Raw genomic sequence first — 14057 nt, 5'->3', positions numbered from 1 at the left:
GGCCGGCACCGGATCACCTGCGGCGGCGCACCGCGGCGGACGTCAGATCGCGGCGGGGTCGCCGCTCCCGCCGGAGCCCTCGCCGCCACCCGGTCCGCGGTCGTTCCGCCGGGGCCGGGACCGCGCGGTCGGGGCGTCCCCGCGTTCCAGGCGCTGGCGGATCGCCGCCACGTTGAGCGCCAGGTCCTCCAGCGCCTCCACCGCGCGCGTCGCGAGGGCGAACGTGAGGTTCTCGCGCTGCTCCTCGGCGCTGGGTTCCCGGTACCCCCGCGCGGCCGCCGGGCGGTCGCGCGAGGCACGGGTGGCGGCGCTCCAGGGCTCGTCGTCTCCGCCCGGACCCGCGAACAGGTCGCGCAGCACCTGCTGCGCCCGATCGAAGAACTCGCCCGGATCGGGCCGGTTGGTCGACATCCGTGCTCCTCTCGGCTCTCGTCGAGCAGATCGCGGGCCGTCGGAACGGCCGCGCGTGTACCGGTGTACCCCGCCACGGGCATCCACGCGTCGTGCGGCCGCTCGCCGTCGGTCGGCGAGCGCGCTCAGATCTCGACGGCCGTGCCGCAGATGCCGCAGACCTCGAGCCGCCGTCGTCCCCACCGGGCGACCGGGACGAAGAAGACGGTGACCTGCTTGACCAGGCGCACCCGCGCCCACTGCGTGGTGTTCCCGCAGTTCGGGCAGGTGCGGACCTCCCCGGGCCCCAGGTCCTGCTCCTTGGTGCCGAAGCCGAAGAGGAAGAACATCCCGCCACCGTAGGCAGCAGGTCCCGCCGCCGCCCGGCAGGTGTGGCCCGGACCGGCGCCGCGGTGCGACGTCCGGGGTCAGTCCCGGATTTTGCCCGTCCGGGACCGGTAGAGCAGGTCGCCGCACTCGGGGTGCGCTGCACGTAGCCGCTGACGAAGGGGCAGACGGCCAGCACGGCGAGCTGCTGCCGGCGGACGTCGTCCAGGGGGACTCCACGAAGGACGACGACGCCCGCGAGGAGCTGGTCCGCCGGTACTGGCACGTCGGCTGAAAGGCCGGCGGTCCCGGCCGGAGGCGGAGGAACCCCGGCTGGACCCGGGGTGGACGGGGACGAGCGTCGCGGTCAGCCCCGCGACAGCCGCGCCAAGATGTCTGTGGTCGTCGCGTGCAGGACGCCGATCCGGGCCGCCTCCTCGAGGTGCCGAGCGTCCAGACCGGAGATCGCGTCCGCGGCGATCACCGTGCGGTAGTCGTGCTCGCTGGCTCCGTACAGGGTCGCCCGGGGACAGTTGGCGTAGTTGCACCCCGCGACCACGACGGTGCCGACGCCGAGCGCACGCAGGTGGGCATCCAGCGGCGTGCGGTGGAAGGCGCCCCAGCGCGGCTTCCACATCGCCCACTCCCGGGGGCCCAGCGGCTGTAGCTCCCCGGCCAGCAGGTCGCGAGGCGACAACCGGACGTCGGGCGCGGGCCGCAGGTCGGGCGCGAGTTGCGACCCCGCGGAACCCGGGCGCACCACGGGAGCCCCGGAGGCGATGAGCGAGCGGCGTGGGAGGTCGACGTCGTCGCCGTCGTAGAGCCGGATCACGTGAACCACCGGGCGGCCGGCGGCCCGAAAGCCACGCACGAGGCGCGCGATGGTGGGGACGACGGCGCTGGTGCCCGCGATGGGGCTGCTGCCCCCGTCGAGGAAGTCGACCTGCGTGTCGATGACCAGCAGCGCGGACCGCTCGGGCTCCGGGGCGAGGTGGGGATCGACGTCCGTCGGCCAGCCGGCTCCCATCGCCTCACCTCCGTCCTCTCGACGACGTCCACCGGGCCCGCCCGCAGGACCTGCCCGCCCGTCGACCCTTGACCCGCACCGACCCGGCGCCCATGATGCCGCACGTGACGAAGATCACTCCAGTGAGCGCCAGGCGGCACCCCATCCCGACGTCGGGAGCGGCGAGGTGAAGCTCCTGGCCTTCCACGGCGAGGGCGGCATCCGCCTCGGTGTCGAGACGGATGCGGGCGTCGCCGACGTCAGCGAGGCCGCAGGCGACGGCGGCCGGTCGACGGTCCGGTCGCTCGCCGCGGCAGGTCCGGAGGCGCTGCAGCGGGTGCGACAGGCGGCCGAGTCCGCCTCCGACGTCGTCCCCGTCGAGCAGCTCCGGCTCGCGCCTGCGGTGCCCGACGCCGGCAAGATCATCTGCGTCGGCCTGAACTATCGGAAGCACGCCGCCGAGGGCGGCATGCCGGTACCGGAGCGCCCGATCTACTTCGCCAAGTACGCGAACAGCTTGGCTGCCTCCGGGGAAGCGGTGGCCATCCCCGCGGTCACCGAGAAGGCCGACTACGAGGTCGAGCTGGTGGCCGTGATCGGCCGGAGCGCGAGGAACGTGAGTGAGGACCGCGCGCTGGACCACGTGTTCGGGTACGCGACCGGCAACGACCTGTCCGCGCGTGAGCTGCAGATGCGCAGCTCGCAGTGGATGTACGGAAAGGCGATCGACGGCTTCGCGCCGCTGGGGCCCTACGTGGTGACCGCTGACGAGATCCCCGACCCGCAGGGCCTGGACCTGCAGTGCTGGGTCAACGGCGACCTGCGCCAGAGCTCCAACACCAGGGACATGGTCTTCTCCGTGGCCGAACTGGTGAGCGACCTGTCGCAGATCATGACCCTCGACCCGGGCGACGTCATCTACACCGGCACCCCGGAGGGCGTGATCCTCGGGATGGCCGAGCAGGTCTGGCTGCAGCCGGGCGACGAGGTCGTGTGCGAGATCGAAGGCATGGGGCGCCTGGTCACCCCGCTGGTGGCCGATCCCGGCTGAGCGCTGTCCTGGTCCACGGCCGCTGCAGCGCCGCCGTGGACCAGGGGAACACCACACCCGCACCATCGAGGAGGGCTCGTGGAACCGTCGATCCTGTCGCTGCTGCCGCCGCTCGTGACGATCGTCCTGGCGATCGCCACCCGGCGGATCCTGATCTCGCTCGGCGTCGGCATCGTGCTCGGTGCCCTCATGTACGCCGAGTGGGACGTCCTGGGCGCTCTCGAGTTCGTCGGGGAGGCGGCCTCGGGGCTCATCGTCGCCGACGGCGAGATCGCCGAGGAGGTCTACATCCTCGTCGCCGTCGTCCTCATCGGGGTCCTGACTTCTCTGATCTACGTGTCCGGTGGGCTGCTGGCCTTCGCCGCGTGGGCCGTCCGCCGGGTGCGCACCCGCAGCCAGGCGCAGTTCGTGCCGGTCGTCACCGGCATCGTGATCTTCTTCGACGACGCGTTCAGCAGCCTGGTCGGCGGCACGGTCAGTCGCTCGATCACCGACCAGCACCGCGTGTCCCGCGCCAAGCTGTCCTACCTGGTGGACTCGACCGCCGCCCCGGTGATCATCCTGGTACCGATCTCGGGCTGGGCAGCATTCATCGCAGCGACGATGACCGGCATCCTGGACGAGAACGAGGTGGGCGGGCTCAACGGCTACGAGGCGTACCTGCAGTCCATCCCGGCGATGCTCTACCCGATCACCGCCCTGCTGCTGGTCGTCGCGGTGGCGTGGTTCAGCATCGACATCGGCCCCATGCGCCGGCACGAGCGGACCGCGATCGAGCAGAACGTGCTCTACGACGCCGCACACGGCCTCCCGCCCGGCGAGACCGACCGGGACCTGCCGGTGCGCGAGGACGGCCGCGTCCGCGACCTGTCCCTGCCCGTCCTCACCCTGATCGCCGTCACCGTCGTCGGCGCACTGTGGATCGGCATCGCCGGGGCCGAGGGCTCGCTGGCACCCATGGACATCCTGGCCGCCACCGACGTCATCCTGGCGCTCTTCTACGGCACCATCGCGGCCTGTCTCGTGGCCGCCGCCATGCTGCTGGCCCGACGGACACCGGGCCGGGTGATCGGCAAGGCCGCCGTATCGGGGGTGCGGTCGATGTTCTTCGCGGCCGCGGTGCTCTTCCTCGCCTGGATCACCGCCGAGGTCATCGGGGAACTGGGCATCGGCGAGTACTTGGCCGGCGTGATCGACGAGGCACTGCCCCTGGCCCTGCTGCCGGTGATCCTCTTCGTGCTCGCCTCGTTCATCGCCTTCTCCATCGGCAGCACGTTCGGGACCTTCGGTCTGCTGCTGCCGATCGCGGCCGAGATCGCGCTCTCCCTCGACAGCGCGTTGCTCATCCCGGTCTTCGGCGCGGTGCTCGCCGGCGCGATCTTCGGCGACCACACGTCGCCGCTGTCGGATACCACGATCCTGTCCTCGATCGGGTCCGGGGTGCACCTCATCGACCACGTGACCACCCAGTTGCCCTACGCCCTGGTGGCTGCGTCGGCGTCCGCGGTGGGCTACCTGGTCTCCGGATTCACGGAGAGCACCGGCCTCGGGCTCCTGGCTGCGGTCGCCGCCCTCGCGGTGGCCGTCCTGCTGCTGAAGGGGCACAGCGCCGCCCGGGCGATCGAATCGGAGGAAGCGCCGCAGATGGGCAGCGTCCAGAGCTGAGGGGAGGCGTGGCCGACCACGGGGGAGCGGCTCGACACGGCATGGGTCCTGGCCCGGACCTGTCGGGCCGTATGTACGACTGTGGCCGTCGGTCCCCACGCGCTCTCGTCGGACGGTTGGTCGTCGCACGCTTTCAGGCTCACGACCCGTGGCCGCGGGTCGCGCACAGCGGCCTGGTGCGGCTGCGCGGAACCGCCGCGTACTCAGGGGCCGGCGAAGACGCCGTCGCCGTGGGCTTCGGCGCGGCCGGGGGCGGGTTCGGCGTAGCGACCGGCCTCGTGGCGGGCGACGACGAAGTGGTGCACCTCGTCGGGCCCGTCGGCCAGGCGGAGGGTGCGCTGGGCGGTGTACATGTCGGCCAGCGGCGTCCACTGCGACACCCCGGTGGCGCCGTGGATCTGGATGGCCTGGTCGATGATCTGGCAGACCTTCTCCGGCACCATCGCCTTCACCGCCGAGACGTAGACGCGGGCCTGGGAGTTGCCGAGGACGTCCATCGCTTTGGCGGCCTTCAGCACCATGAGCCGGCAGGCGTCGAGCTCGATGCGTGCCCGCGACACCGTCTCCATGTTCTTGCCGAGGTCCAGCACGGGCTTGCCGAACGCCTCCCGGAACTTGGCGCGGCGGATCATCAGCTCGAGGGCCTTCTCGCCCTGGCCGATGGCGCGCATGCAGTGGTGGATGCGCCCGGGGCCCAGCCGCACCTGGCTGATCTCGAAGCCACGGCCCTCGCCGAGGAGCATGTTGGAGGCGGGGACGCGCACGTCGGTGAACCGGATGTGCATGTGGCCGTGGGGGGCATCGTCACGGCCGAACACGGTCATGGGGCCCAGCACGTCGACGCCGGGGGTATCCATCGGTACCAGGATCTGGGACTGCTGCATGTGCGCCGGCGCGTTCGCGTCCGTCTGGCACATGACGATCATGATCGTGCAGCGCGGGTCGCCGGCGCCGGAGATGTAGTACTTCTCGCCGTTGAGGACGTACTCGTCGCCGTCGCGCACCGCCTGGAGCCGGATGTTCCTGGCGTCGGAGCTGGCGACGTCGGGCTCGGTCATGGCGTAGGCGGACCGGATCTCGCCGTTGAGCAGCGGCTCGAGCCACTGGGCCTTCTGCTCCGGGGTCCCGACGCGTTCGAGGACCTCCATGTTGCCGGTGTCGGGGGCGGAGCAGTTGAGCGTCTCGGAGCCGAGCGGGTACTTGCCGAGCTCGACGGCGATGTAGGCGTAGTCGAGGTTGGTCAGGCCGCCGACCTCGGAGTCGGGCAGGAAAAAGTTCCACAGGCCGGCCTCCTTGGCCCTGGCCTTGGCCGCGTCGAGCGCCTCGAGCTGACCCGGCGCGTACGTCCACCGGTCGACGCGTGCCTCGCCCAGCCTGAAGTACTCCTCCTGCATCGGCGCGACCACGTCCTCGAGGAACCGGACCACGCGGTCGAGGAGCGGCCGGGCCGCCTCGCTCATGCGCAGGTCGAAGAGCTCCGTCGGTTCAGCGGTCTGCATCAGATGTCCCTCTCAGCTGGGTCGGTGCAACGCCGTCCCCGCGGGGTGCGCGGCGGGGAGCGCGGCAACGACATGGTCCAGTTCGACCGGGAGCCGAGCGTGGCACAGCACGCGGACGGCCCTCGAACCGGGACCGGCACTCGGACCAGCCGGCTCCGCCGTCATGACGACGGGAGCGACGCCCTCCCCGGACCGACGGAGCCCCACGGGTGCACCGTGGGGCTCCGTCGGTCGTGTCCGTGCTGCGACACGCTGGTTCCGCACACGCCCGCGACGTCGAGCACGGACCGCCGGGGCGTGAGTGGAGGCGCTTACGCCGTGGCGTCGTAGGTGGCCCGGCCCTGGACGGCGGACGTCCCGAGGTCGCTGCCCGCGAGGACCTGACCCTGCTCGACGGCTCCCGTCCACGCCGCGGTGGTGGCGACGGCGGCGAAGTTCGAGTTCAGCAGCGCCATGAGGGTCTCGTGGACCTGGCGGGCGGAGGCGCTGCCGGCGTCGTTCACGATGTCGATGGCGCCGGTGGCGTCGGAGAGGACCTCCACGGCGATGCCCAGGTCCTCGGCGGCGGCCGCGGTCCCGATGACGCAGTTGTTGGTCATGTAGCCGACCAGCGTGATGCAGTCGACCTGCTTGTCGGCGAGCCACGAGGCGACGTCGGTGCCGGCGAAGACGCTCGCCCGGCTCTTGGTCACCCGCTTGTGCGCGTCCGTCGTGCGCTTCTCGACGTCCGGGTGCAGCGCCTGCCCGGCGGAGCCGGCCGCGAAGACCGGCGCGCCCTCGGGCAGCTCGTGCCGGACGACGACGACCGGGAGCCCGTGCTCGGCCGCGACGTCCATGGCGGAACCGATGCGGGCCAGGGAGTCCTCGCGCGGCGGGTACCGGATCTCCAGCGGTCCGTCGAAGTAGTCGTTCTGCACGTCGATCACGACGAGGGCGCGGCGGGGGGCGGACATGTCGGGTTCTCCCTGGGTGGACGGCGGTGACACCCCAGGTTGCCGCCTGCCCCGGGCGTACCGTGAGTGGCAGGTCAGCCGATGGACGATGAGATCAGGACAAGCGTGGACATCGCGGTGCACGCCTTCGACGGCATGACGATGTTCCACCTGGCCACCCCTCTGCTGGTGTTCGGCGAGGTGTCGCGGCTCGGCCTGGCGCCCGGCTGGCGCACCCGCGTGTGGACGCAGGACGGGCGCGGCATCCGCACGGCCGAGGGCCTGCTCGTCGAGGACGTCGCCGGACCCGAGGTGGTGCCGGGCGCCGACATCGTGGTGCTGCCGTCCTGGCCCACCGATCTGCCGCCGGCCGGCGAGGACCTGGTCGACGTGGTCAGCCGCGCGCACGCAGGTGGCTCGACCGTCGTCGGTCTGTGCCTCGGCGCGTTCCCCGTCACCGACAGCGCCCTCCTCGACGGCCGGGGCGCCGTGACGCACTGGGCGGCGGCACCGCTGCTGCAGCAGCGCCGGGCCGCGGTCCAGGTCAACGCCTCCGCCTTGTACCTCGACCACGGCGACGTCCTCACGTCCGCCGGCACCGCCTCCGGCCTGGACGCCTGCCTGCACGTGGTCCGCACCCACCTCGGCAGCGCCGCGGCCGGCACGCTGGCCCGGCACCTGGTGGTGGCGCCGCACCGCGACGGGGACCAGGCGCAGTTCGTCCGGCGGCCCGTCCCCGATCCGGGCGGGGCGGGCCGGATCGGCGCGACCATGGAGTGGGCCCTGGCCAACCTGGACCGGGACCTGACCGTCGACGAGCTGGCCGGCCACGCCCGGATGAGCGGGCGCAACTTCACCCGCCGGTTCACCGAGGCGGTCGGCACCTCACCTGCCCGCTGGGTCCTGAGCCAGCGGCTGGAGGAGGCCCGGCGGCTGCTGGAGACCACCACCTGGTCGATCGAACGGACGGCGCGTGCCTGCGGCTTCCGGAGTGCGGTGACCTTCCGCCAGAACTTCACCGCGGCCTACGCCACCACGCCCACGTCCTACCGGCAGCGGTTCCGCGTCACCGACGGTGCGTGAGCGCGACGTGCTCGCTGCCCGTACGGCTGCAGCTCACCGACCCGGCCGGCTGTCGGTCAGTTGCTCACCTGGGGCCTCGGAGAGGCGCTCCTGAGGGCGTAGCCCATCCAGGCCAGGCCCAGCCCGAACAACGGGACGCCGATGAAGAAGCCCCATTCGGTGGTGCTCGAGTCGTCCTCGAAGAAGGCGCCGGTGGCCATGTCGATCGCCACCGCGGCGACGAGGCCGAACAGCATGAGCAGCGGGGCGCCCGGAGGGAACCTCTTCCCGATGGCGCTGCCGACGGCGAAGAGCACGATGCCGACGAGGAACGCGAGGAAGCCGATCATCCAGAGTACTTCGGCCCACGCGGGCTCCCCGGGATCGCCGACCGCTTCCAGGACGAGGAAGACGACGCCGAGGGCGACGACCAGCCCGGCGCCCGCGGCCACCAGCACGCTGCCCGCCCTGCCGGCCCAGCCGTCGGCCGGCGCCTGCACACGGTGCAGTTGCGGGATGACGTAGACGAGCAGGCCGAATCCGATGAGGATGGCGAACCAGGCCCAGTCGACGGCGCTGCTGACCAGTGCGCCCAGAGCGAACAGGGCTCCGGCCACCATCGCCAGTGCCCCGACCGTCTCCGCCCGGGTGCGCACGACCGTGGTCTCGGCAGGTGTGGTGCTCGAGGTCGGCTCCATGGCTGTCTCCGCGTGGGATGTGGTTGGTCGGACCCCCGCACCGAGATGGTGCTCCTGTCTCCGGGCGTTTCACAACGGTCCGCTGCGCGGGGCCGCGGCTGTGCCGAACACCGCACCGACGGAGGTTCGCCTCGAGGCGGTCACGGGGCGACGCCCTTCGCCTTCGTCGGCCGCCGCAGGGCATGCAGCGTCATCCCGTCGTGCCGTGGGGGTGCTTCCGAGGACGGCGACAGACCGGGGTCACCGCTCCCTGATCAGTCCTTTGATCTGGTCCGCCAGCTCGGGCGTGACGTCCACGCCGTGCACCTGTTCGGCGTGCGGCGCGGCCTGGGCCATGACCTCATCGGTCGTCTCGCCGTGGACGACGGCGTCGCAGTCGAATCCTGCGTCCCGGCACTTCAGTTCCTTCATGACCGCGCTCCTTCGTGAACGGCCGCTGCCATGTGCGCAGCGTGCCCGCCCGTCCTCGACGCGTCCAGAGATCTGGTCGCGGCCCACGCGGTCACTGCCGGTGTTCTGCGAGGGGACGTGAGGGACGGGTCTGTCGGGCCGCTGCATTCCGGTACCAGCGGTGAGCGGGTAGCGGACGTCAGCGGCGTCAGCTGAAGGTGACGCCGCCGTCCACGATGACCGTCTGCCCGGTGATGAACCCGCTGCCGGAGGAGCAGAGGAACGACACCACCGGCGCCAGGTCCCCGGGCTCCATCGGGCGGGGGACGGCGCGGTGCCCGGCGGCCGACGCCAGGTAGTCGTCGTCGTTGAGGGCTCGGGTGGCGTCGGTCTCGACCAGCCCGGGCGCGACGGCGTTCACCGTGATGCCGTCCCGACCGACCTCACGCGCGACGCTGCGGGTCAGCGCGATCACCGCACCCTTGGAGGCGGTGTAGTGGGCGAAGTAGGGCACGCCGCTGTGCACGGTGGACGAGGCGATGTTCACCACGCGGCCTCCTCCCTGGGCCTTCATGACCGGGTGGACGGCGCGCATGCCCAGCCACACGCCACGGGTGTTCACCGCCATGACCCGGTCCCATTCGTCGACCGTGATGTCGGTGAACGGCCGCTTGGCGCCGAGGCCCTGGTAGATGGCCGCGTTGTTGACCAGCGCGTCGATGCGGCCGTGCCGATCGAGGACCGTCGTCACCAGCTGCCGCCACGACGTCTCGTCGCTCACGTCGGCCTGCACGTGGGTGACGTCCGGGTCGCCCGCGTCGCCGACGGCCTCGACGAGGTCGGCGGCGACCACGGCCGCTCCCTGGGCGGCCAGGTACCGGCTCAGCTCGGCGCCGATGCCGCGCGCGCCACCGGTCACCAGGACGACCGTGCCGGGCGCGACGCTGCCGCGCATGTCGGTCGGCTGCACGTGCACTCCCGTGGTGGTCGGTCGCCGGACGAGCGGACCGGTGCAGTCCGCGCGGAGGACTTCATAGCGCACCGGTGGTCCTTAGGCATCCGGCATGCACGTCCAGCGACGCGGTGTGGGCGCCGTGGAGGAGCACCCGGACTCCGCTCTCCAGCGAGCGCCGCGGAGCCCACGACGGTGTGCCCGGTGGGGCAGAGATCCCGCGCATGTGCCGACGCAGAGACAGGTGGATCCCCACCGGCCTCACGGCCGTGGAGGCTCAACGTGGTGTCCGAGGGGGGACACCGTACTTCCGCCACGCATTTCTCCCGGTTGACGTCAGACCGGACAACCCCTCAGCGCAGACGATGCCGGTCATGCCGGTCATGGCGGTCCCCCCGGACCCCCCTTGGCGTGAGCCTCCCGCTTTCGCGCCCGGTCGTGCTGTGCCACGGTGGCGGCGGTACCCGATCTGCTCTCACGGCGGGATCCGACCGCCCGGTCGCCCCGCCGCGTGACAGGCCGACCCGGCCTGCCCGGTCGGTCCTGGAGGTGGTGGCGTGTGAGCGGCGGCTGCGGGCACAACGGTGTCGCCTCGGAGGCGCAGGGCGCCGCCTGCCGCCCGGAGGCTTCCACTGGTGGACCGGGCGGCGCCCCGTGACTGATACGCCGGCGCGGATGGTCCCCGGCCCTGTGCTCTTCGCCAGGTACGCCTTTCCACCCAACTCCCACGGCTTCTGCGGTCCCGCCGACCACGGTGGGCTCTTCGAGTACGCGGTCGCGGGGGTCGACGACGGCGGTCTGCGGGCGATGGCCCGGCAGTTCGCGGGGGCGTGGCCGTACCTGCAGCTCATCGCCGGTGCCACCGGACTCGACGACCCGCTCGACCGGCGGGTGGTGGAGGCCTACTGGGTGGGCAGCCCGCGGCTCGACCGGGTGGCCACCCGCGCGGTGGGCGACTCCATGGAGGACCGGTTCCGGCACATGGCGGGTGCCCGGTTCACCAGCCTCACCGAGGGGGTGCTCGCCGGTGGCGTGCCGCACCACAGCTTCGCCGTCTTCTGCATCTACCCCTACACCGGCCTGCTCACCGACCGGAAGAAGGCCGCGCACGCGCTCACCGTGCTCGACCGCTGCCGGATCCGCTGGGGACGGGTGCTGGCCGTGCAGGGTGACCAGGTCGTCGTCGAGGGCTCGTCCCTGACCTGGGACGGCCACCTGCTGCGGCTGGGGGAGAAGAGGACCGAGACGGTGGTCCAGTCGGTCGACGGGATCGGCATGGTCGGCGGCGTGTCACCCGGCGACTGGGTGTCGCTGCACTGGGAGTGGGTCTGCGACCGGCTTACCGAGGCGCAGGTCGGGCGGCTGCGCCGGTTCACCGAGCGGCACCTCGCGATCGTGAACGACCGGCAGACCCGCTCCCCGGTACCGCAGCTGCTCGGCTGACGGGGTCAGCCGGCGAGCGGCCAGCTGCGGACGAGGGTCCAGCCCACACAGGCGCCGACGGGGTGGCGAGGCGGCCCGGGTTGCCGGACGAGGACCTCGCCCGCCGCGGTGTCCAGCAGGTGGTCGGAGTGCGGCCCCCGGAACCACACCGCACGCAGCCGTCCCTCGAGGGGGCCACCCAGCCGCGCCCAGCCGGGGCGGACGAGCAGCCGGCCGGCGCCGTCCGGTGCGTCGATCACGGAGGCCGGGCCGGTGAGCCGGGCGGCGAACAGGTCCACGGGTTCCTCGTACACCTGCTGCGGCGTGCCCACCTGCACGAGCCGGCCGTCCCTCAGCAGCGCCACGCGGTCCGCCAGACCGAGCGCCTCCTCGGCGTCGTGGGTGGCGTAGATCCCGGCGGCTCCGGTGCCGCGCCGGCGGGCGACGAGTTCCTGGAGGAAGACGTCGCGGACGTGGGCGTCGAGGTGGGCGGTCGGCTCGTCGAACAGGTACAGCGACGGGCGCCGCGCCAGCGCCCGGGCCAGCCCGACGCGCTGCTGCTCCCCGCCGGACAGCTCGGCCGGTCGCCGGTCCGCCAGGTGGGCGATCCGCAGGAGGTCCAGCAGTTCCAGGGCCTCGCGGCGGGACTGCTCGCGGGAGACGCCGCGGCGCCGGGCGGGGTAGGCGACGGTGTCGAGCGCGGAGAGGTGCGGCCACAAGGCGTAGTTCTGGAACACGACCGCGAGGTCCCGCTTCTCCGGGGGCACCGGGCGGCCGTTCCCCGCGACCGGGGTCCCGCCCAGCCGGGCCGTCCCACCGCTCGGCACGAGGAATCCCGCCACCGCGTGCAGCAGCGTCGACTTCCCGGAGCCCGAGGGACCGAGCAGCGCCAGCACCTCGCCCGGCGCGACGCTGAGGCTGACGCCGTGCAGGGCCGTCGTGCCGTCGTAGACCACGACGAGGTCCACGACCTCGAGGACCGGCTCAACGGACACCGGGGACCTCGCGTGGCGACATCGCGGTCCGGGCGACGCCGCGGGCCCGGGCCCAGCGCGCTGCCCACCACAGCGCGAGCGCCGGCACGGCGACCAGCAGCGCCAGCACCACGGAGAGGGCCGCGCTCGGTCCGACCCGGCCCAGCTCCTGGGCGTTGAGGACGACGACGGCCAGCGTCTCGCCGCCCGACCCGTAGAGCAGGCTCGACATGGTCACCTCGTGCAGTGCCGTCAGGAAGCAGATCAGCCACGCGCCCAGCAGGGCCGGCGCCATCGGCCGCAGCGCGACGGTGCGGACGGCGGTGAGCGGGCCGGCGCCGCTGGCCCGGGCGGCGAACAGCTCGTCGGCGGGCAGCCGGTCCAGGGCGCCGGCGATGGGCCGGTGCGCGACGGCCCACAGCTTGGCCAGATAGGCGAGCAGGATCAGCACCAGGGAGCCCGAGAGCCAGCGGCCGTAGGTGATCAGCAGGGCCACCGCCAGCGTGGACCCAGGCAGGACGAGCGTCAGCACGACCAGCGTCCCCATCGCCCGGCCCGAGCGACGGCGTTCACCCACCGCCACCAGTGCACCGAGCAGGACCAGCAGCGACGCTGCGACGACCGACAGGGTGAGGCTGCGGCCCAGCGCCTCCAGGGTGCGCGGGGTGAGCACCTGCCGGAAGTGCTCCAGGCTCCAGTTCGCCGGCGTGGGCGCCACCCCGAGCGCACGGGTGACCGAGGCCAGCGACAACGCGGCCAGGGGCAGCGCGGTCGTGAGGAAGAGGTAGCCGGCGAGCCCGGTGGCCTGGGCGCGGCGCATCGCCGCCGGCCCCGGGACGACCTGCGCCGCCTGCACGTCGGCCGGTCGCGTGGTCCGCAACCGCGGACCGAGGAGCGCGTCGGCCGGCGCCACGCAGGCAGCCGCGACGAGGACCAGCACGAGGGCGAGCAGCACCGCCTCCAGGAACGACGCCGGGTCGCCACCGATGGAGAGGCCGGCGTAGATCCGCGTCGTCAGCGTGCTGAACCCGGCCGGCGTCCCCAGGACCTGGGGGATGGCGAAGGTCCCCAGCGTGAGGACGAAGACCAGCACCGAGGCCGCAGCCACGGCGGGTCCCAGCAGGGGGAGGGTGACGGTGCGCAGCGCCGTCACCCGTCCTGCTCCCGAGACCCGCGCCGCGAGCTCCCCGTCGGGTTCGGCGCGGGCCGCGAGCCCGACGGCCACGACCAGGTAGACCAACGGCGCGGCGTTCACCACCAGGACCAGCCACACGCCCCTCGGACCCAGGAGGCCGGCCCAGTGCCACCCCAGCGCGGTGTCGGTGAAGCCGGCGCGCGCGTACGCCTGCGTCCAGCTGTAGCCGAGGACGAAGTCCGGGACGACGAGCGGGGCGAGGACGGCGACCCGCCAGAACGTCCGGCCGGGGAGGTCCGGACGCCGGAGGGTCAGCGCCATGACCACGCCGATCGGGACCGCGGCACCGGTGACCCCGACGGCGAGCAGCACGGTGTTCCGGGCGGCCTCGCCCACCGCGGCGGAGGCGAGGATCCGGTGCAGATCGCCGCCCTCCCACCACAGCACCGCCGCCAGGCGGAGCACCGGCAGCACCACGAGCACGGCGACGACGGCGAGCACCCCGCCCAGGGCGACGTTGCGGGCCACGGCCGGCGGACCGCCGCTGGGCATCG

At 72.9% G+C, this 14057-nt stretch carries 14 protein-coding genes; 4 read left to right on the top strand and 10 right to left on the bottom strand.

The genetic code is table 11. The features are described 5' to 3' along the window. Positions 1-42 precede the first annotated feature (42 nt). From C5507_RS05900 to C5507_RS05890, 3 genes are all read right to left on the bottom strand, one after another. Positions 43-411: a hypothetical protein gene (locus tag C5507_RS05900; RefSeq protein WP_104527590.1), complete on the bottom strand. Its 369-nt coding sequence runs from the start codon at positions 409-411 to the stop codon at positions 43-45. Between the two features lie 125 nt (positions 412-536). After that, positions 537-740, bottom strand: a complete 204-nt coding sequence (locus C5507_RS05895) for a zinc ribbon domain-containing protein (RefSeq protein ID WP_104527589.1) — start codon at positions 738-740, stop codon at positions 537-539. 344 nt (positions 741-1084) lie between these two features. Continuing rightward, on the bottom strand, positions 1085-1744 hold the full coding sequence (locus tag C5507_RS05890) for a cysteine hydrolase family protein (protein WP_104527588.1): 660 nt from the start codon (positions 1742-1744) through the stop codon (positions 1085-1087). Positions 1745-1910: 166 nt separating this feature from the next. Here C5507_RS05890 and C5507_RS05885 point away from each other — a divergent pair, with 166 nt between their 5' ends. Together C5507_RS05885 and C5507_RS05880 are read left to right on the top strand one after the other, a co-directional pair. After that, complete coding sequence (locus C5507_RS05885) at positions 1911-2774, top strand: fumarylacetoacetate hydrolase family protein (protein ID WP_207225709.1); 864 nt, start codon at positions 1911-1913, stop codon at positions 2772-2774. Positions 2775-2852: 78 nt separating this feature from the next. Continuing rightward, entirely contained in the window at positions 2853-4439 is a 1587-nt protein-coding gene (locus C5507_RS05880; protein WP_158657522.1) for a Na+/H+ antiporter NhaC family protein, read from the top strand. Between the two features lie 203 nt (positions 4440-4642). Here the strand turns inward: C5507_RS05880 and C5507_RS05875 are convergent, their stop codons facing one another. Both C5507_RS05875 and C5507_RS05870 read right to left on the bottom strand, forming a co-directional pair. Further along, positions 4643-5938: an acyl-CoA dehydrogenase family protein gene (locus tag C5507_RS05875; RefSeq protein ID WP_104527586.1), complete on the bottom strand. Its 1296-nt coding sequence runs from the start codon at positions 5936-5938 to the stop codon at positions 4643-4645. Positions 5939-6249: 311 nt separating this feature from the next. Beyond that, the gene (locus C5507_RS05870) at positions 6250-6891 is read right to left on the bottom strand and encodes an isochorismatase family protein (protein WP_104527585.1); all 642 of its coding nucleotides are present in this window, start codon (positions 6889-6891) and stop codon (positions 6250-6252) included. 81 nt (positions 6892-6972) lie between these two features. Between C5507_RS05870 and C5507_RS05865 the strand changes: the two genes are divergently transcribed. Beyond that, entirely contained in the window at positions 6973-7953 is a 981-nt protein-coding gene (locus tag C5507_RS05865) for a GlxA family transcriptional regulator (RefSeq protein WP_207225708.1), read from the top strand. 56 nt (positions 7954-8009) lie between these two features. Here C5507_RS05865 and C5507_RS05860 read toward each other — a convergent pair whose 3' ends face one another. From C5507_RS05860 to C5507_RS05850, 3 genes are all read right to left on the bottom strand, one after another. After that, positions 8010-8630 carry a hypothetical protein gene (locus C5507_RS05860; protein WP_104527583.1) on the bottom strand — a complete coding sequence of 207 codons (621 nt, stop codon included), beginning with the start codon at positions 8628-8630 and terminating at the stop codon, positions 8010-8012. A 240-nt stretch (positions 8631-8870) separates the two neighbouring features. Then, entirely contained in the window at positions 8871-9041 is a 171-nt protein-coding gene (locus C5507_RS05855) for a DUF1059 domain-containing protein (RefSeq protein ID WP_104527582.1), read from the bottom strand. 187 nt (positions 9042-9228) lie between these two features. Beyond that, positions 9229-10062, bottom strand: coding sequence for an SDR family NAD(P)-dependent oxidoreductase (locus C5507_RS05850; protein WP_242611028.1), 834 nt, complete (start codon positions 10060-10062; stop codon positions 9229-9231). A gap of 585 nt (positions 10063-10647) precedes the next feature. On the opposite strand from C5507_RS05850, the gene C5507_RS05845 reads away from it, so the two are divergent. After that, on the top strand, positions 10648-11415 hold the full coding sequence (locus C5507_RS05845; RefSeq protein ID WP_104527581.1) for a DUF6390 family protein: 768 nt from the start codon (positions 10648-10650) through the stop codon (positions 11413-11415). 5 nt (positions 11416-11420) lie between these two features. Here the strand turns inward: C5507_RS05845 and C5507_RS05840 are convergent, their stop codons facing one another. Continuing rightward, positions 11421-12389 carry an ABC transporter ATP-binding protein gene (locus C5507_RS05840; protein WP_104527580.1) on the bottom strand — a complete coding sequence of 323 codons (969 nt, stop codon included), beginning with the start codon at positions 12387-12389 and terminating at the stop codon, positions 11421-11423. Beyond that, the gene (locus C5507_RS05835) at positions 12379-14055 is read right to left on the bottom strand and encodes an ABC transporter permease (RefSeq protein WP_104527579.1); all 1677 of its coding nucleotides are present in this window, start codon (positions 14053-14055) and stop codon (positions 12379-12381) included. The genes C5507_RS05840 and C5507_RS05835 overlap by 11 nt, the downstream gene beginning before the upstream one ends. Positions 14056-14057 lie beyond the last annotated feature (2 nt).

It is taken from the genome of Blastococcus saxobsidens, assembly GCF_002938435.1.
GTDB lineage: Bacteria > Actinomycetota > Actinomycetes > Mycobacteriales > Geodermatophilaceae > Blastococcus > Blastococcus saxobsidens.
This window is presented reverse-complemented; position numbering and strand designations above follow the sequence as displayed.